General features: G+C 51.7%; 15 protein-coding genes and 1 tRNA gene. 2 read left to right on the top strand and 14 right to left on the bottom strand.

All coding sequences use genetic code 11. The features are described 5' to 3' along the window. Nucleotides 1-13 precede the first annotated feature (13 nt). The 11 genes from lon to G8770_RS07485 all read right to left on the bottom strand — a co-directional run bounded on the left by lon (nt 14) and on the right by G8770_RS07485 (nt 15,861). Nucleotides 14-2,434 (bottom strand): endopeptidase La, encoded by a 2,421-nt coding sequence (gene lon / locus G8770_RS07435; RefSeq protein ID WP_167184140.1) that lies wholly within the window; start codon nt 2,432-2,434, stop codon nt 14-16. Between the two features lie 170 nt (nt 2,435-2,604). Next, complete coding sequence (gene clpX, locus G8770_RS07440; protein WP_208022109.1) at nt 2,605-3,924, bottom strand: ATP-dependent Clp protease ATP-binding subunit ClpX; 1,320 nt, start codon at nt 3,922-3,924, stop codon at nt 2,605-2,607. Nucleotides 3,925-4,152: 228 nt separating this feature from the next. Next, a complete protein-coding gene (gene clpP / locus G8770_RS07445) occupies nt 4,153-4,791 on the bottom strand; it encodes an ATP-dependent Clp endopeptidase proteolytic subunit ClpP (RefSeq protein WP_167184143.1) in 639 nt (212 codons plus the stop codon). A gap of 247 nt (nt 4,792-5,038) precedes the next feature. Further along, nucleotides 5,039-6,355: a trigger factor gene (gene tig, locus G8770_RS07450; RefSeq protein ID WP_167184146.1), complete on the bottom strand. Its 1,317-nt coding sequence runs from the start codon at nt 6,353-6,355 to the stop codon at nt 5,039-5,041. A gap of 85 nt (nt 6,356-6,440) precedes the next feature. Continuing rightward, nucleotides 6,441-6,525, bottom strand: a tRNA-Leu gene (locus tag G8770_RS07455). 245 nt (nt 6,526-6,770) lie between these two features. Continuing rightward, nucleotides 6,771-7,787: a TraB/GumN family protein gene (locus G8770_RS07460; RefSeq protein ID WP_167184149.1), complete on the bottom strand. Its 1,017-nt coding sequence runs from the start codon at nt 7,785-7,787 to the stop codon at nt 6,771-6,773. A 120-nt stretch (nt 7,788-7,907) separates the two neighbouring features. Further along, entirely contained in the window at nt 7,908-9,257 is a 1,350-nt protein-coding gene (locus tag G8770_RS07465) for a hypothetical protein (RefSeq protein WP_167184151.1), read from the bottom strand. A 285-nt stretch (nt 9,258-9,542) separates the two neighbouring features. Then, entirely contained in the window at nt 9,543-10,718 is a 1,176-nt protein-coding gene (gene fadA, locus G8770_RS07470) for an acetyl-CoA C-acyltransferase FadA (RefSeq protein WP_167184154.1), read from the bottom strand. A 34-nt stretch (nt 10,719-10,752) separates the two neighbouring features. Next, nucleotides 10,753-12,903: a fatty acid oxidation complex subunit alpha FadB gene (gene fadB / locus G8770_RS07475; protein ID WP_167184157.1), complete on the bottom strand. Its 2,151-nt coding sequence runs from the start codon at nt 12,901-12,903 to the stop codon at nt 10,753-10,755. 389 nt (nt 12,904-13,292) lie between these two features. Continuing rightward, nucleotides 13,293-13,802: a helix-turn-helix domain-containing protein gene (locus tag G8770_RS07480; RefSeq protein WP_167184160.1), complete on the bottom strand. Its 510-nt coding sequence runs from the start codon at nt 13,800-13,802 to the stop codon at nt 13,293-13,295. A 163-nt stretch (nt 13,803-13,965) separates the two neighbouring features. Then, nucleotides 13,966-15,861 (bottom strand): beta-ketoacyl synthase, encoded by a 1,896-nt coding sequence (locus G8770_RS07485; protein ID WP_167184163.1) that lies wholly within the window; start codon nt 15,859-15,861, stop codon nt 13,966-13,968. A 173-nt stretch (nt 15,862-16,034) separates the two neighbouring features. Here G8770_RS07485 and G8770_RS07490 point away from each other — a divergent pair, with 173 nt between their 5' ends. Further along, nucleotides 16,035-17,033 carry a GlxA family transcriptional regulator gene (locus G8770_RS07490; protein WP_167184166.1) on the top strand — a complete coding sequence of 333 codons (999 nt, stop codon included), beginning with the start codon at nt 16,035-16,037 and terminating at the stop codon, nt 17,031-17,033. Here G8770_RS07490 and G8770_RS07495 read toward each other — a convergent pair. Continuing rightward, nucleotides 17,017-17,670, bottom strand: coding sequence for a class I SAM-dependent methyltransferase (locus G8770_RS07495; protein ID WP_208022110.1), 654 nt, complete (start codon nt 17,668-17,670; stop codon nt 17,017-17,019). The genes G8770_RS07490 and G8770_RS07495 overlap by 17 nt on opposite strands. Nucleotides 17,671-17,898: 228 nt before the next feature. Then, a complete protein-coding gene (locus G8770_RS07500) occupies nt 17,899-18,384 on the bottom strand; it encodes an Hsp20 family protein (protein WP_167184169.1) in 486 nt (161 codons plus the stop codon). A 238-nt stretch (nt 18,385-18,622) separates the two neighbouring features. On the opposite strand from G8770_RS07500, the gene thpR reads away from it, so the two are divergent. Beyond that, entirely contained in the window at nt 18,623-19,243 is a 621-nt protein-coding gene (thpR, locus tag G8770_RS07505; RefSeq protein WP_167184172.1) for an RNA 2',3'-cyclic phosphodiesterase, read from the top strand. Nucleotides 19,244-19,284: 41 nt separating this feature from the next. Here the strand turns inward: thpR and modC are convergent, their stop codons facing one another. Beyond that, nucleotides 19,285-20,421 (bottom strand): molybdenum ABC transporter ATP-binding protein, encoded by a 1,137-nt coding sequence (modC, locus tag G8770_RS07510; RefSeq protein WP_167184175.1) that lies wholly within the window; start codon nt 20,419-20,421, stop codon nt 19,285-19,287.

The raw sequence follows: 20,421 nt of genomic DNA on the forward strand, positions 1-20,421 counted from the left end.
AGGGGTTACTGAATTAATGGGTACTTATGCGTGTAGAGGACGGTTTATCATCGCTGGCTTTGGCCTCTAAAGCTTTATATTCCTCATCCGTAAACGGCGTTGGCATATGTTGCAAAGCCACTTCCAACACCTGGTCAATCCATTGCACCGGTATGATTTTCAGGTCAGCTTTAATGTTTTCCGGAATCTCTTTCAGATCCCTTTCATTTTCATGAGGAATCAACACGGTTTTAATTCCGCCGCGATGAGCCGCCAACAGCTTTTCCTTCAGTCCGCCGATTTTTAACACCTCACCGCGCAGGGTAATTTCACCCGTCATGGCCACATCCGCCCGAACCGGGATATCGGTCAGGACCGAAACCAGTGTGGTGCACATGGCGATGCCCGCGCTGGGACCGTCCTTAGGCGTGGCCCCTTCCGGTACGTGAATATGAATGTCCATGTTATCGATAAAGTCCGGTGCAACCCCCAGTACTTGAGAGCGTGAACGGACCACGGTCATGGCGGCCTGAATAGACTCCTGCATCACGTCACCCAGAGAGCCTGTCTTGATCACACGGCCTTTACCTTTCACCGCAGACGATTCAATGGTTAATAGTTCCCCACCCACCTGCGTCCAGGCCAGTCCAGTCACCTGCCCAACCTGATTTTCCAGCTCTGCAACTCCGTAATCAAATTTACGAACGCCCAGAAAATCCTCTAGTACGTCGGGACCAATGACATCGCTGAGCAAAGCTTTATCTTTAACGTGTCGGGTCACCACTTTGCGACACAGTTTTGCGATCTCACGATCAAGACCCCGCACCCCCGCCTCACGAGTGTAATAGCGAACGATATCCCGAATCGCCCCCTCCTCTATGGTCAATTCACTCTCTTTGAGACCATTGTTTTTCATTTGTTTGGGGATCAGATAACGTGTTGCAATATTGACCTTTTCATCCTCTGTGTATCCGGGAATACGGATGACTTCCATCCGATCCAGTAATGGTCCGGGTATGTTCATGGAGTTGGACGTACAGATAAACATAACATCCGAAAGGTCATAATCCACTTCAAGATAGTGGTCATTGAAGGTATTGTTTTGTTCCGGGTCCAGTACTTCCAGCAGGGCAGATGCAGGATCACCACGATTATCCATCCCCATCTTGTCGATCTCATCAAGCAGGAATAATGGATTTTTAACGCCCGCCTTGGACATCTTTTGTATCAGCTTACCGGGCAGTGAACCGATATACGTCCGTCTGTGCCCGCGAATCTCCGCTTCGTCCCTGACGCCACCCAGAGCCATTCGAATGAACTCCCGGTTGGTCGCGCGAGCAATGGACTCCCCAAGAGAGGTCTTGCCAACGCCGGGAGGCCCTACCAGACACAGCACAGGCCCCTTGATTTTTTTAACCCGTTTTTGTACGGCCAAATACTCAAGAATGCGTTCTTTAACCTCTTCAAGGCCGTAATGATCCTCTTCCAGTACTTTCTCGGCACGGGCCAGATCATGACGCACTTTACTGCGTTTTGACCAGGGCACACTGACCATCCAATCGATGTAAGCGCGTACCACAGAGGCTTCAGCTGACATCGGGGACATCATTTTTAACTTACCCAGTTCGGCTCGGGTTTTTTTCTCGGCTTCTTCGGGCATCTTTGCCTTGTCGATTTTTTGTTCAAGCTCATCCATTTCATTGGGTTCATCACCGATTTCCCCCAACTCTTTTTGGATAGCTTTCATTTGCTCGTTCAGGTAGTACTCGCGCTGACTTTTTTCCATCTGCTTTTTGACGCGGCCGCGGATGCGTTTTTCAACCTGAAACAGGTCGATCTCCGCCTCAATGAGACCCAGCAGGTGCTCCAGCCGCTCCCGAACGTCGGACATCTCGAGGATTTCCTGTTTCTGCTCAAGATCCAGGCTCATGTGAGCCGCAACCGTGTCAGCCAAACGTCCAGGCTCCTCTATCCCAGACAGCGAGGTCATGACTTCAGACGGAACTTTTTTGCTCAAATTAACGTATTGCTCGAACTGGTTCATCGCAGAGCGCAGCAGCGCATCGGATTCGTTGGAGGGGATTTCTGCACATTCGAGTTGCTCAGCTTCCGCGGTAAAGAAATCCTCATCCTCATGGATTGCCAGGACACGGGCACGATCACCACCTTCCACCAACACCTTAACGGTTCCATCAGGAAGCTTCAGCAGCTGCAGAATGTTAGAGACAGTACCGATGGTATAGAGATCATCTTTGGCGGGATCGTCGTCTGAAGCATTACGCTGGGCGAGCAATAATACCTGTTTATCGGAGGCCATCGCCTGCTCAAGCGCCTTAATGGACTTTTCCCTGCCAACAAACAGTGGAATTACCATGTGAGGGTAAACAACCACGTCGCGAAGTGGCAGCAGCGGAAGTTCGATCGTGTTCATATCAGCCGATTCAGTCTGTTCCATATGTCATCTCTTCTTGGTCGACCACGAATATCGTGAATGATAAAAGAATGGGGGCAATGCAGGCGAAATACAACTTAGGAAGCGGCAAAAAACAAAAAAAAGGAGCCATAGGCTCCCTTTTTGTTCGACTGACGCACTGATTGCTCAATGCGTAAACGCGGAGAAGGAATTTACTCTTTAGGCGCAGCCTTTTTTTGCTTGGGCTCTTCAGCTTCTTCTGTGTGTATTTCACCGCGCTCATACACCAGCAGCGGTTCTGACTCACCATTAATGACAGATTCATCCACCACAACCTTACTGACCCCCTCTTCCGAAGGAATCTTGTACATGGTGTCCAGCAAGACCGATTCCATAATAGAGCGCAGGCCACGAGCACCGGTTTTGCGCTCCATTGCCTTGTTGGCAACGGCATCCAAAGCATCTTTACGAAAATCCACCTCAACCCCTTCCATTTCAAAGAGCTTGCTGTATTGCTTCGTCAATGAGTTCTTCGGTGCGGTCAGGATCTCCACCAGAGCTTCCAGGTCAAGTTCTTCCAGAGTTGCAATCACTGGCAGGCGACCCACGAACTCCGGTATTAAGCCATAGCGTACCAGATCTTCCGGCTCCAGCTCTTTAAAGGTTTCGCCAACATCCTTTTTGTCGTCCTTACCCTTAACTTCGGCACCAAAGCCTATGCCACCCTTCTCCGAGCGATCCCGAATGACCTTATCCAAACCGGCAAAAGCTCCACCGCAGATGAAAAGGATGTTAGAGGTGTCAACCTGAAGGAATTCCTGCTGCGGGTGTTTGCGACCGCCCTGTGGCGGAACAGAAGCAACAGTGCCCTCAATCAGTTTCAGCAGAGCTTGCTGGACCCCTTCACCGGAGACATCACGGGTGATGGACGGATTGTCGGACTTGCGAGAGATTTTGTCGATCTCATCAATATACACAATGCCCTGTTGAGCCTTCTCAACGTCGTAATCACACTTCTGCAACAGCTTCTGAATGATGTTTTCAACGTCTTCACCAACATAACCAGCTTCGGTCAATGTCGTGGCGTCGGCAATGGTAAATGGCACGTTCAATAAGCGAGCCAAAGTCTCTGCAAGGAGGGTTTTACCGCTGCCGGTAGGGCCAACCATCAGGATATTGCTCTTGCCTAGCTCAACATCGTCCTTGTCTTTCTTTTTCTCTCCGGCGCGCAAACGCTTGTAGTGGTTGTAAACCGCCACCGCCAAAACCTTTTTGGCACGCTTTTGACCAATGACGTAATCGTCAAGAATTTCAGATATTTCCTGAGGGGTGGGCAGGCGGTCACTTGTACCTTCTGCTGAGCTCTCTTGAATCTCTTCGCGAATGATGTCATTACACAGGTCTACACATTCATCACAGATGAAGACCGAGGGGCCGGCGATCAGCTTACGAACTTCGTGCTGGCTTTTACCGCAAAAAGAGCAGTAAAGCAGCTTGCCGTTGTCATCACCACTTTCAGTCGTATCGGTCATTAAACCTCTCCATCAAATCTTTTCTAAGCTGTTCTTAGGTCTAACAATGCGTCCTACAGCTGATTTTTTCAAGGGGAAACCCCCTTGGGTCTTAACTTTTCTGAGCTGGATTGGCCTCATACCGGTGCAGATCAGAACATACTGGCTGCAGCTTAAGGCATTTAGCGCCAAGTGCAGCCGGTAATGTCGCCGAAATCAACAATACACCTGTTTCAAGCAGTCTGAGGGCTACTCAGCTCCGCCACGCCGCTCCAATACTTCATCTATCAGACCGTATTCTTTGGATTCAGTTGCGCTCATGAAGTTATCACGCTCTGTATCCAGCGCCAACTGATCCGCATCCTTACCGGTATGGAAGGCCATGATTTCATTCAACCGTTTGCGGGTTTTCAGGATTTCCTGGGCATGGATGTGGATATCCGAAGCCTGCCCCTGGGCGCCACCGCTGGGCTGGTGAATCATGGTCCGGGCGTTGGGCAGGCAATAACGCTTGCCTTTCGCGCCAGCAGTCAGCAAAAAGGCACCCATACTGCAGGCCTGACCAATACACATGGTGCTGACATCAGGCTTAATGAACTGCATCGTGTCGTATATGGACATCCCTGCAGTGACCGAACCACCCGGTGAATTGATGTACAAATGGATGTCTTTGTCAGGGTTTTCAGCCTCAAGAAACAGCAGCTGAGCAACAATCAGATTCGCCATATGGTCTTCAACCTGGCCAACCATGAAAATAACCCGCTCTTTCAAAAGGCGAGAATAGATATCAAAAGAACGTTCACCTCTGGCCGTCTGCTCAATGACCATTGGCACAAGGCCGGAATTAACGATCTCAGACGACTGAGACATGAAGTCTAATTTTGCCATGAGTTTATTTACTTCCTTTTAGACAAGCACAGTGTAACTATTCAGCAGAGTTCAACCACATAAACAGAGTTCAACCACGCAGTGGTGTTCATCTTTTTCAGAGGATTTCAGGGTCTGAATAGGCTTAAGTCTGAGCTTAAACGTTGCGGAAAAGATATTCTACCCCGAAGGGAAGTTTGAAGAGATATTGCCGCGAAACGGGCGTTCCGCGGCGATTTTTCGATCAATAATCAATCAAAAATATGGTTTATTGAGCTTGCTCAGCAGGCTTAATGACCTCGTCGTAAGTGCTGTCGGTTTCAGTCACTTTAGCACCCGCCAAAATGTAATCAACGACCTGATCTTCAAGAACCACAGACTCAACACTGGCGAGCAACTGCTGGTTGCTGTAGTAGTAGCTGATGACCTCTTCGGGGTCCTGGTAAGTAGAGGCCATTTCCTCAACCGTTTCGCGAACGCGATCAGCGTCCACTTTAATCTCGCCGGCTTTAACGACTTCACCAACGATCAGACCTAAAGCCACACGACGCTCGGCCTGTTCGGTGAACATCTCATCAGGAAGCAGAGACTTCAGATCCAGGTTGGGTTGGGCGCCACCGAATTGCTGCATCATTTGATTGCGCAGCGCTTCAACTTCCCCAGCCACCAAGGCTTTGGGCAGGTCAACTTCATGAGCCTCGATCAGCTTGTCCATGACCTGATTTTTCAGCTTGGTTTTGGAGGCGTTTTTCAGCTCGCGTTCCATATTTTTTCGAACTTCGGCGCGGAATTGAGTCTCGTCTTCGCCCTCTACGCCGTACTTGCTGAAGAATTCAGCGTTCAGTTCTGGCAAGACCTGCTCGGACACCGAGTTGACCTTAACGGTAAACTCAACGGCAGCGCCTTTCAGCTCCTCAGCCTGATAATCTTCAGGGAACGTCAGCGACAATACTTTTTCTTCGCCAGCCTTCATGCCGACAATGCCGTCTTCAAAGCCCGGAATCATCGAACCTGAGCCCAACACCAGATCCTGTCCTTCGGCTTTGCCGCCGTCAAACTCTTCACCGTCTTTGGTGCCGGTAAAATCGATATTTACCTGATCATCATTAGCCGCTGCGCGTTCAACTTCAGACCAGCTGGCCTGCTGTTTACGCAAAACTTCGATCATGTTCTCAACGTCGGCGTCCTGCACTTCAGCGTTCAGTTTTTCAACTTCGAAAGCACTGGTGTCACTCAGGGTGATTTCTGGGTAAACTTCAAAAGTGGCAACGAATTCAACATCCTTACCTTCAGCCATTTCTTTTGGCTCAATGGCAGGCTGGCCTGCTGGCTTCACATCTTCCTGTTGAACGGCATCGTAGAAAGAGCGGCTCATGAATTCACCCAGAACCTCCTGACGGACACCAGCCCCGAAACGCTGCTTGACCACTTTCAGCGGGACCTTGCCCTTGCGGAAGCCGTTCAAACGAACTGTCTTAGTCGCTTGCTGCAAGCGCTTGGTGACTTCAGTTTCTACTTGCTCAGCTGGAATACCTACGGTCATACGACGCTCTAGGCCAGTGGTTGTTTCGATTGAAACCTGCATGGTGTTCCTCGTGAAAATCAGGTCAATACCTAACGGTATGTCTGGGTAGTTGGGACAAGCAGTTGCGCCTGACCTCTCTTGATAATGGTGCGGACGGAGAGACTTGAACTCTCACACCTTGCGATACTAGAACCTAAATCTAGCGCGTCTACCAATTCCGCCACGTCCGCGTAGCTTATTTCGACTCAAATCCACTGATTAAATCCAGTGGAATGAGTGCAACCTATTGATTTTAGAGAATTAAATAACTTCTCTTATCCAAGTTGCTCATTTAAGGGGTGCTGATTCTGCCACAGTCCTCAATCGTGATCAACACCCCATCAGCCCTTACTCGTGACTCAGGGGGTGGTGCAGGCAGTTTTTAGACAATTTTAACGGATACCCGTTAGTTCAGGGCTATTTCAGGAGCTCAGGGCTATTTCAGGCCTGCGGATTCTGATGACCCCTGCAGTCGAACCCTGAAGCCCTCTTGCTCAAGCCGTGTTTTTAGGCCGTCGCCCCCCAGAATGTGTCCGGCGCCCACAACCACGAACAAACGCTCCCCCTCCCTGACCCTGCCGGCAATCTGCTTTTGCATCATAATATTTCGGTCTGTAAAGATACGCTGGTAGAGATCATCGGTACTCGCGCGGCGGTTTTGCGCGACCGGATCGAGCGCTGCGTACGCTTTGGGGGCCGCCCCGGAAGAAGGAGCCTCAGCGGTGGCTTGTGCGAGCGGCTGATTAGGCATCGGTTCCCCCGCGGGGGGTTGATTAAAAGCTCCGCTGATCAGCTCCTCAAGAACCGCTTCATCCCCCTGTTTCCAGGCTTGGATGATTGCCATCAGTGAGGCCGGTGTTTTATGAAACTCATCCATTGACTGCAGCAGAAAAGCGACCTCTTCCGGCCCGTCAAGCCCCTCAAATAAAGCCATTTGCTGAGCGAAGGTCTCCAGCTCAATGACGGGCTTGGTCGGGGTTTGTGACTTGGCCAGCTCCAGCATGTGCTTATCGACCCCATACTCCTCACTAAAACCACTGCGACGAATCTTTGCCGCCGTTAACTGTACTGCCACCATCCAGGGGCGCAAGCGTTGAAATGCCGGTGCTGGCAAGCCCACATACCGGGCTATTTCCAGCAGATCATCCCATTGTGACTGAGTCAGGCGACTTTTTAGGGTTTCCCCTTTGGGGAGTCGTCCATTTGCAATCAGGATTTGACTGGCTTGCGCTGTGCTTACCTGATCCATGTCCAGCTCTACCACCAGAGCCTCACTGTCATTAAAGGCGGCCAAGACATATTCAGGCAATGGATACAGCTCGGAGGTCCCAAAATGGATCGAACCAAAAAGATAGGCTTTCCCACCTCCTTCCGATGGCCGTACTTCCCACATCATCGGCTCGGCAAACGCCAGGCGTGTGAACAGTGTCAGCAACAGGCAAAGCAGAGGCAAAATCGACAGCCGGCAAGGCCGGAGGAATAGCGGCAGACGGTAACAACGGCTAACCATCATTGTTTCTCACATTAAGTTAAAGGCCAGCTTCAGGTACAACTGTTGATTGGAAAAAGCCGGTTATTTTGGAAATGAAACCAGGATGACTGAATTTCTCGCCGCCAGATTCTGAACCGTTTTGGCGCGACAATTCGCAGCAATCAGGCAAGCTTGTTCGCCGTGATAAGTCGCACCGTTGACATCAACCACACCGCTGACACCAATGATCAAGGCATACTGGTCCAGTGACAGGGCGGTGCCGGCTCCTGCGGCAAGGGTTATCCGCCAAACCTCAAAATCTGAAAACGAAACAACCTCTTCAATCAATACACCGTCACCTTCCGAGACCCGATTTAAGGGTTGTAATTGGTGCTCGTCTAACGACATGCAGTCCAGCGCGGCCTGGGTATCCCAATGATCCTGGGTCAAGACTTTCTGTGCAAAGGACAAAATTTGGCGTTCATAGACCGGAGTTTGAAATTCAATGGTACGCACGCCATGCAACAGGGAATGCGGGGTATAACAAGGTACCCTCAACACATCGCCGACCGTGAGCGGCAAGGTAGCCTTGAAGCCATCCATATACTCTCGCTGGTCGCGCTCCAGGGCCTTCAGGTCATCGGGGATGTCTTTCAGCCACTGCTTGGTTTGTGCCGCATCGACCGGCTCGTTTAACCCGACCCCGGCTTTGAGGCGAAGCTGATCCAGGTGCTCATCAATCTGTCTGCGTGTTTTCTCATACTGTTTAACCGCAAGGCCAAACGCCTTGACGAAGGCATCATCGTCCTGGAATTGACGGCGCTTTTGCCCATCAAAACCAATCCTTATTCCACCCTCACCGTTCGGCCAAGCATCACGGTCAACATGCGTGACCACATAAACTTCTTGTTTTTCTTTGTGCAATTCAAAGTACAGGTCGCCGAACACCTCTTCAGGCAAGGGGTCCAGAATTTTAAGCAGATTGAGGTCCCGTGACCGTCCAGCGGTCAGATACTCTGGCATCAGGGACAGCAGCCAGGGTAAGGGCATTTGGTGATGACCATCGGTCACCAGTGACTGCCCTCGCTCCTCAATACCGGTGTACCAGATCTCCTGCCCCCAGGGCTTGGCTATGGCGATAGGCTCGAGTCGAATGGCATGCTGAAAATTCATCAGCGGCCAATTTAGGCTTTGTGCCAGAGCGGGCATCTGACTGGCTGAAGTTAGACTCCGGCATTTTCTCTCATCGGCTTCGGTATAAGGGCCGATCAGCACCTGAGACACACCCTGTTGTTGATCCAGCTCAAGCAGGGCAATCAGCTCAACGCAAGGCTCACCCGGGAGATAATACTGTTGATAATCGTACCGTATGCAAAACAGCCCACTGTGGCCAGCGAGTAATGTTGCGCGAATCGCACGCTCAGGGTGGTCGACAACCGAACAATCTAACAAAACCTTCTCCGCAACTTTCAAGCCCAGCCCCCCGATTTCAGCAGGCCCTGGACAGCTGAGCCAATCATCCGCCGGAGCGACAAAAGCGGCAGTCTACCAGAAAGCCCGGGCTCGCAAAATCAACCTCTGGAGCACGCCCCCATTTTAACCGTAAAAGATGTACCGCAGGGGTTTTGCTGAGACACAAAAAAGCCGGACAAGTGCCCGGCTTTTGTTTTGCTCTGGCTTGAGATTAGAGTTTGGCCGTTAATATTACTGGCTGCCACTCTGCCCTCACACCATGCATCAGACCCGCTCGATGACTGTGGTGATACCCTGCCCCAAGCCGATGCACATGGTGGAAATACCCACGTTCCAGTCTTTTTCCTGCATGACTGTCAGCAGCGAGCCACTGATACGAACACCGGAACACCCAAACGGATGACCCAGGGCAATCGCCCCGCCGTTCAGGTTCACTTTGGTCTCCATATCCTCCAGCAGATTCAGGTCTTTCAGCACCGGCAGAGCCTGGGCCGCAAAAGCTTCGTTCAGCTCCACGTAATCCACGTCTTTGATATCCATGCCCAGTTGCTTCAACGCTTTCTGAGTGGATGGAACCGGGCCATAACCCATGATCGAAGGATCGACACCAGCCAAAGTTGCCGCCGTTACCTTGGCAATCGGCTTTAACCCCAGCTGTTGAGCTTTCTCGGCAGACATAATCAACATCGCCGAGGCACCATCGGTAATCTGTGATGAAGACCCCGCAGTGACGGTACCGCCTTGCGGGTTGAATGCAGGGCGAAGCTGAGCCAGGCCTTCAACCGTGGTTTCCGGACGAATCGTTTCATCATCACTCACCATGAAAGGAATTCCTGTTTCATCGTGCCCCATGACAGGAATGATTTCGCGCTCAAATTTACCCGCTGCACGAGCAGCAGCTGCCAAGCGGTGAGAACGAGCAGAGAATGCATCCATATCTTCACGCTGAATGCCGTGCAGCATCGACAGCATTTCGGCGGTCATGCCCATGCTGCCAGCAGCTTTCGCTACAGACATGCCAAGACCCGGGTTAATATCAACCGCCTCCATCATGTTGAGATGGCCCATGTGCTCAACGCCGCCAACCAGGTAGACATCGCCAAGGCCAGCCATAACATTGGCTACCGCCGTGTGCATCGCAGACATGGAGGAGCCGCATAAGCGATTCACGGTTTGAGCCGGCACCTTGTGTGGCAGCCCAGCCAAAAGGCCAACCAAGCGCGCCAGGTTCATCCCCTGCTCTTCACGCTGCATGACACAGCCCCAGATCAGGTCGTCGATGGAAGCGGGGTCGATACCCGGGTTACGGGCCAACAAGCCTTTGATGACTTCTGCGCTGAGGTCGTCAGCGCGTACATTGCGAAAACAGCCATTTTTGGAACGGCCCATCGCGCTGCGAGCGTAATCTACAATGACGGCGTCTCTTGAATTCAAGCTCACGTCTTATCTCCTAAAATCGTTAGTCGGACCGCACTTAAGCGTAATATTTTTTGCCAGCAGCGGCCATTTCGCGCTGAGCATCAGTCGCTTCGTAAAGTTTGCCCAAGTGCTTGTACTTATCACTCAGTTCAACAAACTTCTCGATACCAATACTGTCAATCCAGCGGAAAATTCCACCACGGAAAGGAGGGAAACCAATACCGTAAATTAACGCCATGTCAGCTTCAGCCGCAGAGCCGACAATGTTTTCTTCCAGACAGCGAGCCATTTCAGTGGCCATAGGAATCATCATCCGTGCAATAATTTCTTCGTTATCGAAATCCTTGCTGTCAGCAGCCACGGGAGCAATCAGGTCATAAGCTTCCTGAGTCGCTACCTTCTTGGGCTTGCCGCGCTTGTCTTTTTCGTAGCTGTAGAAGCCTTTACCGTTTTTCTGTCCGTAACGCTCGTTTTCAAACATAACATCGGCAGCGGTTTTATAGCTTTTTGCCATACGATCGGGGAAGCCTTCAGCCATCACGTGCTCGGCGTGAGAACCGGTATCGATACCCACGACATCCAGCAGATACGCGGGTCCCATTGGCCAACCCCACTTCTCCATCACTTTGTCGACCTTCTGAAAGTCGGCGCCGTCACGGACCAATCCCGCGAAACCGGCAAAATAAGGGAACAGAACACGGTTAACCAGAAACCCCGGGCAGTCGTTAACCACAATGGCTTTTTTGCCCATAGCGTTAGCGTAAGCCACGGTGCGAGCCACAGCTTTGTCAGACGTCTTTTCACCACGAATCACTTCAACCAGAGGCATGGCGTGAACGGGGTTAAAGAAGTGCATACCACAGAAGTTTTCCGGGCGCTGCATGGCCTCTGCCAGATGTGTAATGGAAATCGTCGAGGTGTTGGAGGCGATGATCGTATCATCAGAAACATGCTTCTCCACATCCGCCAGGACCGCGTGCTTCACCTTCGGGTTTTCAACGACGGCTTCAACAACCATATCGACAGAGTCAAAGCTTTCGTAAGAAAGAGTTGGGTCGATTGCGGATAGAATCTGACCCATCTTGTCCGGGGTCATGCGGCCGCGATTTACCTGCTTGCTCAATAATTTGTTGGCTTCTGACATGCCCAGGTCCAAACCGGCTTGAGCAATGTCTTTCATTTTGATGGGGGTACCTTTCAAGGCAGATTGGTAAGCGATTCCGCCCCCCATAATACCGGCCCCCAAAACGGCTGCCTGTGCAATTTTCTTATCGGCTTTCTTTTCCCAGCCTTTTGCGTTTTTCGCGATGACCTGATCGCTCAGGAACAGCCCCACCAGGGCTTTGGCCGCATCAGTTGAAGCGACTTTGATAAAGCCTTCTTTCTCAACTTCCAAGGCCTCATCACGCACCATGCCCGCCGCTTTTTGCATGCATTTCACCGCAATAACCGGTGCCGGATAGTTCGCCCCGGCCTGTGCGGCTACAAACGCTTTGGAGGTTTCAAAAGCCATCATGGATTCAATGGTGTTTAACTGCAGGGGAGCTTTTTTCTGCGCCCTGCGGGTTGCGTAATCCAGCTTGCCGTCGATGCATTGCTGCAACACATTAAGAGCGGCATCACGCAAGGCTTCCGGTGCCACAACACCGTCGACAACGCCAGCCTTCAGGGCCGCTTCTGCCTTTTGATCCTTGCCGGATGCAATCCACTCAATTGCCACATCGGCGCCAGCCAACCGCGGCAGACGAACGGTGCCGCCCCAGCCAGGAATCAAGCCTAATTTGGCTTCTGGGAGCCCCACTTTGGCGGTCGCACTGGCAATGCGGAAATCACAGGCCAGACAAAATTCAAGACCACCGCCCAGTGCGAACCCATTAATAGCGACCACAACAGGAACGCCGAGGTCTTCAAGACGGTTTAGGTTGCTGTTGTTTTTGGTCAGGTGCTCGCCTGTCGCCGCAGGATCCAGTTCAAACAGAGGCACAAACTCACTGATGTCTGCGCCCACGATAAAGACCCCCTTACCACTGGTTGCCAGAACCCCTTTCAGGCCCTCGGTGTTCTCCAGTGCCGTAATGGCCTCACCCAACTCACTCACAGTGGTGCTGTCGAACTTATTAACCGACTCACCCTGTAAATCAAAATTCAGCTCTGCGATGCCTGCTTCAAGCATTTGCACCGAAACAGCGTTACCTTTAAAAATCATGTTCGACCTCGTAAGTTCCTTTCGACGTCATAAACCCGGTCTCTCGATGAACCCGAAGCTTAATCCTGCGAATGACTGTTGTCGTGAAATAGACTGTTGCCATGAAAGTAGCTTTCATTACCGCAGGATTCTGACCTGAGACAATGAGACGCTGGAGTATAGCGAATTAAAACACACGTTTGAACCGTGACTGACGATTCAGGGCTATTCAGGAGGAATTAGATGGACCCAGCGCTTAATAAAGTAGCTGATAGTCATCAGTACCGCCACCGGATAACCGACTTCATCAAGCAATACCCCGATAGCCCCTGGGAACAGATTCTACACGGGGGAAGCGTCAATGGATGACTCAAAATGTTAATTTAGTCTTAAAATAGGTGAAATATTGTTTAAAACAGGCCAACCACGATCCAGCGAGTGTCTTCGACCAGAGGCTCAAGCCGAAATGGTGTCGTAATCTGCACGGTTAAGTTGCTGCCACAAATTAGATGGTGCTCAACCCCCAGGGAGTGATAATTGGCCTCCCCTTTTACCAGCAGCACCATTGTCTGCCCGCGAGCCATGAGATTCACGGGCGGGTCCTCGGGGCCGGCCTGCATACTTCGGATAACGATCTCTCTGCCAGCGTCGGTCGCAAAACGCGCAACCAGAGAATCCTTCGCCTCGCCAAGCTCTTCGTGTCGGACCTTGGCCTGTTGGCGAGTTGTGCTGACGGCAAAGAAATCGGCAATGCTGAGGGGAAAACCTTTGAGGACTTTCTCAAGAGAAGAGACTGATGGGCTGACGGAGCCCTGCTCAATGACCGAAATGGCACTGTTTGGCACGCCGGCGCGCTCCCTCTGTGACCAACCGTAAAACTCACGGATGGCTTTTAACCGGCTTCCCATAGGTTCGGCCATGCTGAGATCCTGTTTACTCCATCAATCAGGACTTAATCGTAACAGCAGTTGGCTATGACTGACCAGATGTGACCGCTTCAGTCGGGGCATTGTCCCCGAGCGCACCGCCGCAAGTGGCCTGACTGCCGTGGACAGGCAGGCCAAAGCAACACCGGCCCAAGAATTAGATCATATCGGTGTAACGACTTTCGCCAGGGAACGTCACCGCGTGCTGTAAACCAGGAATCGTGACGCCAGTGTCCGTAATGGCCATAGCCTTATCATCGATCATGTCTATGCCAAAGTTGTAGACGATATTGAAATCACCGTGCAAAGCGGCCTGATCGTAAGCTTGGGCGGCCTCGATCACGCCCTGCAGCTTGACCTCATAGGCCGCCATCGTCTCTGCCCCATGACGCTTGGTCAGCATCTTCTTAGCTACCGTCGGAGACAACACCACGCCAGTAGCGTTGTTACCACCAAACCCTTTGGTATTGATGAAAGCCACATCCAGCTCAGCCTTTTCGGTATCCTTGACGGAGATTGACAGGCGTTCCTGGTGGACATCGTCCGCCACTTTGTCGATGGTTTTGATCCCCGGGATAAGACCGTATTTAAAAGACCCCAGGGCCGCCATCAATTGGTCGCCACTGGCCGGGCCAATGGAGTGCCCCACGTACGCCTTCACCGCTGCCACCGGCCAGTCAGCAATGCCAAATACCTCTGCAATCCGATCAAACAGTTCGGATTCAGTTTGACGGTTGGCGGGTGTGCTGGAACCGTGAGCATGCACCATGCTGCGTTTCTGAATGCCCTCTTGCCCGACCACTTCACGAGCCGAGGAAACCGCCTTGGCGAGGGTGATGTAATTACCGGGACCAGGGGCGGAGATGGACTTTTTGAAGCCATCGGCGTTGACGAAGACATCCGTTACCGCGCCATGTATCTGTGCGCCAAGCTCAACCACCAGCTCGTCGTCCATCAGGACCACAAACTGACAGGCTTCAGCAATGGTAAAACCGCAGTTTTCGCCAAATGGGCGACTGGAGCGTCGCAGATCCGGCGTATCGCTGCCTTCTACTTTTTTCAAACCTTCGGTGGTCCCCAGGGCGCTCATGGCCGCAAAGCCGTCAATAATTTCCTGGGTAATGGGAGCCTCACTATTGCCCGCAATGACCACGCGAGCTTTGCCGGACTGAATCGCCTCGACCCCTTGCTTCAGGTTGTACAAAAACGTCGCACAGGCGCCGGTGGTGGAACCGGTAGTCCCCACACTGCCCAGGACATACGCATTGATGAAATCGGCGGGCATGGTGTTGAGCCCCAGGGGCAACTGCTTGGCGGTGACACGGCTCCCCTTCAGGCGGGATTGCATCACCCCCCCGAAACCGTATTCATCGGCCTGACTCATCACGCTGCCGGCATAAACCGCGATTTCATCAGGATGGACAGCCGATTTTACCGTTGACCAGGGAATCCCCAGGGAATGCAGCGCATCGCTCACGCCAACAATGGTCATTTGCAGGCCACGAGGATGAAAGCGGGAATTGTACAGCTCGGAAGGCTCAAATCCGGTCGGCAATTGACCGGCAGCCTGAACATCCATCAGCCGGGTCGAGTCAACCTTAACTTCACAGTTGTCGGCCAGGTCCACACGGACATGGGTATCGGAGTAATCAGACACCGTCCAGGACTTGGGGATCACCTTGGGCAGCTGGTAGCGCGACAGCAAAAAGGTGGTACTCCCCTCGTTCGGGGCCACGGTAACCGATTGTTGCCAGGGAGCGGCATCGACATCAAAGTGGCTTTTCTCAATCCGTCGAATTAAAGTGGCCTGAAGGATTTGCTCACCAAAGCGCGACTCAATTTCTGCCAGAGTAACAGGCTCTCCGGTCAAGGTCGTAAAGCCGGATTCGTCAGCCTTGATTTGCTGGGTCATCACGCCCAAACCGGCCAGAGTCTCCTGGCGGGATTGCTCGTCCAAGCTTTCAATCACCATACGACGAAACCCATGGTGAAAAGAACTGCGTCCGGCGGCATTGTAACCACCAAATCCAGCAATAATTGGCAAACGGGACATGACTTTTATCCTTTAAGGGGGCATTTATCATTAATGTTCAATGGTGTTCATTCTAGAGGGAGCCAAACCGCCGGGTAATCGGTATACTGGACATAAATGATGGCAATAAAGTCAACTTTACGTAATTATAGACAAACACGATGCAGCTCACCCTTGCCTGGACACACTAAATCATGAAAAAACGCCTTGGTGCGACCTTTTTGGTTGTTGAGGACATGCTGGCCACCAGTATCACTTTACCGATAGAAATGATGAACGCCGCTGAAAGTGCGGCTTTGGGTCGTGACAGGCGCGCAAAAAGGCTGAATATTGCAACCGCCAGCACCCGGAAAGAGTCTGTCCGTACCCGCTCGGGGTTTAACCTTGAGGCCGAGCTTACACTGGATGACATTGGAAACAGTGACATGGTCATCATTCCGTCACTTTGGCGGAACCCTCGTCCGATTATCCGGCGCAACCCGGAAATCATTCGGTGGCTGCAAAAATTAAACGAAAAAGGCGCCATCTTGATTGCGGTGGGTACCGGTTGTTGCTTTTTGGCCGAAGCTGGTCTGCTTAATGGCAAGGCGGCCACAACGCATTGGCATTATTTCGATCAATTCCAGCGTGACTACCCGGATGTGCAACTCAAACGGCAGTACTTCATTACCCAATCCGGCAACATCTATTGCGCAGCCAGCGTGAATGCCGTGGCCGATTTAACCGTGCATTTCATACACCGAACGTATGGTCAGGAAATTGCCACGCATGTACAGCGGAACTTTTCTCATGAAATCCGCAGAGCCTATGAGTCCACCAGCTATTACGATGACAAACATCGCTATCATCCGGACGAAGACATTGTACAAGCGCAAATTTGGCTGCAAGATAACTGTCAAAAAGAAATACTTTTGAAAAATGTTGCAGAAAAATTTGATATGAGTGTGCGGACGTTTAACCGCCGCTTTAAAAACGCGACCGGCAAAACGCCCCTGCAATATTTACAAGAAATTCGAATCGACATGGCCAAAGATTTATTGCAAACCAGCAACCTGTCGGTGAGTGAAATTGCCTACAAAGTGGGCTACCAGGACATGGGGCACTTTTCCAGCTTGTTCAAAAAGCTGCTTACCACAACCCCAAGCGATTATCGCGCCACCGTCAGAGCAAAATTGTTTACGGCAAGCACCTAGGCTTGTTAAAAAAAACCACATCACTGCCAACCAGCTCCATTTCGCATCCCCAGCGCTCGGCGATGAAGCTCAACGTGCGTTCATGGAAGAATACAATGTGGGTCGGATCGTTTTTATAATGCCAGGTTTTGAACGCCTGAGTGTCTATCACACGTTTGGTCATTACACCTAAGACCCCGCCCGGCCTCAACATACCCCACAAGCCATCCAGCACGTTAACCGGGTTGGAGAGATGTTCCACCACTTCAGTGGCGGTGATGAAATCATAGTCCTGCTGCAAAGCGGCTTGGTTCGGATGATAAAACACATCATAAAGGCTCATGGTATGCCCCTTATCTTCCAGCATCAGGGCCAGCACCGGTCCGGGGCCGCAACCGAAATCCAATCCGACGGAAGGGGACGGAATTCGCTCACAAAGCGGCTCAGAAAAGCGTGACAAAAACTGGCGATAACCGGCGTCTTCCGCGTGGTTCTCATGTTTATTGTATTCCGCTTTTTCAGAATCCGCGGTCAAGTGATAAGTGGCGGGCACGTGTATGGCAAAACAGGTCGGGCATGAAAAATATGCCCTGCGCTTGTCTTCATGGCACTTGCGGGTCGAGCTTTGACAGAAGGGACAAAGGGCTATACCCGTCATGTTAACACTGCTTCCTAAACGTTAAATGCGTGGATACATGTGAGACTCAACTGAAACAGACCGGCTATTTCACCATGCCGCTCACCGCAATGCGAAGCATCAATCGAGGGCGCTTTGAGCCTTCAAACCCACCAGCAAAACGATATTATTTCACACCGCGGCAGCCTGAAACACAAAAGGGCCTCTGTAATGAGACCCTTTCGAACAGTTTGAGAAAATGAATCTGAATTAGGCGACTTTATTCGGCACTGTATTCAGGGTCGCCTCTTTCGGCGTACTGGTCACCGCGCTGGCATTTTGTATTTCAATCGTGCGCGGCATCATGGCTTCCGGTATTTCGCGAACCAACTCAACATGCAGAAGTCCATTTTCGAGTTTCGCTGTCTGCACCCGAACATGATCTGCCAGCTGGAAGCGACGCTCAAAATTACGGGCCGCTATGCCTTGATGCAGAAACTGACGGCCTGAGGTATCTTCTGACTTGTTACCGGTAATCGTGAGAGTGTTTTGTTCCGATTGAATGCTTAATTCTGACTCGGTAAAGCCAGCCAGAGCCATGGTAATTCGATATTCATTTTCATCGATCAATTCGATGTTGTATGGAGGATAGCCACCCTGCCCTTGATCGGTGCGGCTTAGGTTATCCAGAATAGATGCCATACGATCAAAACCAATGGCGGTGCGGTAGAGTGGTGAAAAATCTGTATTACGCATAATCATACCCTTTTAAAAAAGCAATATGTTGATTGGCGGTCTATCCTCAGATCAGACCTGTTCAGTACTGACTGGTCAGTGCGTGTGTTACTAAGCACACCACGCCAGTGTCAAATCCGGTAACCTTGCGCAGCAGTCAAAGACCTGCATTCGCAGCGTCACCGATAAGCCTCTCCTTGAGCAGGCTTAGTACAGAGATAGGGTCCATTTTTGGCAATTCAAGGGGAAAAATAAAAAAATGGCCAATCCTGCCGCAGCCTCTTGTTCTTACCCGTACCGCGCCTTTCTCGGCATTACTGTCACCGCGGAGGCAAACCAACAGCTCAATGCGTGGGTGAGTCAGTATTCAAACGCCGTCACAGACGGGGAACATGCTTCCACCAGGAATGACCTGAGGTGGGTCAAAGCAGAGAACCGGCACATCACGCTGAACTTTTTAGGCGACATCCATCAGGCGCAGGAGCGGCGTCTGTCCAGTGCCTTCGACGCAGCAACAGCTGCAGCTGGGCCGAGTTTAAAAAGCTTTACGGTGCAGTTTGAAAAGCTGGTGTATTTGGGGGGGGCCAGCTCACCTGTTCTGGCGGCGATCTGTACCGCGTGCAGCGATCTGAGTACCTTGCAGAACTGGACCACTGAGACCGTGAAATCGATAACCGGGTGCTCAGGCCGACAACGACCCTACATACCGCACATTACCCTGGCGAGACACAGGAAGAAGGTACCAACCAGTATAACCATGCCCACTGCTTTGAAACCTCAAACGATCCGGGTGACGGTGAGTGCTTTTGCCCTATTTAAAAGTGAGCTCAAAAATACCGGTAGCGAATACACCGTCATTAAGCGTTGGCCGTTACTCTAACCCCCGTTAGCCGGGGTCTGGAATTAACCCGCATGTCATCGCTACCGGACAATAGCTACGGATTTAATCTGAGCCCACAAGGTGTCGCCTGACGCGAGCGCCAACTGGTCCACCGAACGGCGTGTGAGCCGAGCCAACATCAGCGTATCGCCAGCCGCGAGCTGCACCAACGACATGGCATCATCCAGATCAGGGGTTACCGCAGTCACCCGCACGGGTATCCGGTTAAGGATGCTTGTGGCTTCGTTGGCGGATTTCGACAAGCTAATATCCTTTGCCAGGATGCGAAGCCGAACAACCTGGCCAATGGCTTCAGCATTGTCATTTAGCCATAGTGTCCCACCTTCAATTTCAGCTCGCAGCAAGTGCCACCGATCATCCCGTTCCAGCACCGTTGCCTCCACGACCACTCCGGCTTCGGCGGATAACACCGGCAGATCCAAACGTGAAAGCACTTCTCGCAGGGGCCCCTGTGCAGCCACCCGCCCCTTCTCCATGACAACGAGATGGTCTGCCAATCTGGCCACCTCATCCATAGAGTGAGTGACATAAATAATGGGGACGTTCAGTTCGCTTTTGAGGGACTCCAGGTACGGCAGGATATCCTCCTTGCGAGTGATGTCCAGCGAGGACAGTGGCTCATCCATTAACAACAATCGAGGCCTGATCAGCAGGGATCGGGCAATAGCGACTCGTTGACGTTCGCCCCCCGACAATTGTGCAGGAAACTGTTTCATCAGGGATTGAATGCCCATCAAGGCGAGGATGTGATTGTAATCAGCGTCCGTTGGTTTTTTCGCAGCCCGGCGAATGCCGTAGTCGATGTTGTTCGCTATCGTCAAATGAGCAAACAACCCGGACTCCTGGAAGACATAGCCCAGAGCCCTTTTGTGAGTGGGCAGAAATGTCTTTTCGTCCTGCCATATTGTGTTGTTAATCGCCAGATGGGCCGTGTAGCCAGTCTTGGTCTGCGGGTGAATGTTGCGCTGCAAACCCGCGATACAACGCAACAATGTCGTCTTGCCAGAGCCCGAATGACCATACACCGCAGTGACACCTGAGGCGGGCAATTGAAGATTAACGTCAAGGGAGAAGTCTGTGCTTTCGCCGGTATCGTGGGCAAATGCAAACCGAGCACTGATCGAAGGCCGACCCAGAACACTAGAGTTATCGGACAC

Origin of the sequence: Pseudomaricurvus hydrocarbonicus (genome assembly GCF_011602365.1) — a bacterium.
Taxonomy (GTDB): Bacteria; Pseudomonadota; Gammaproteobacteria; order Pseudomonadales; family Cellvibrionaceae; genus Pseudomaricurvus; species Pseudomaricurvus hydrocarbonicus.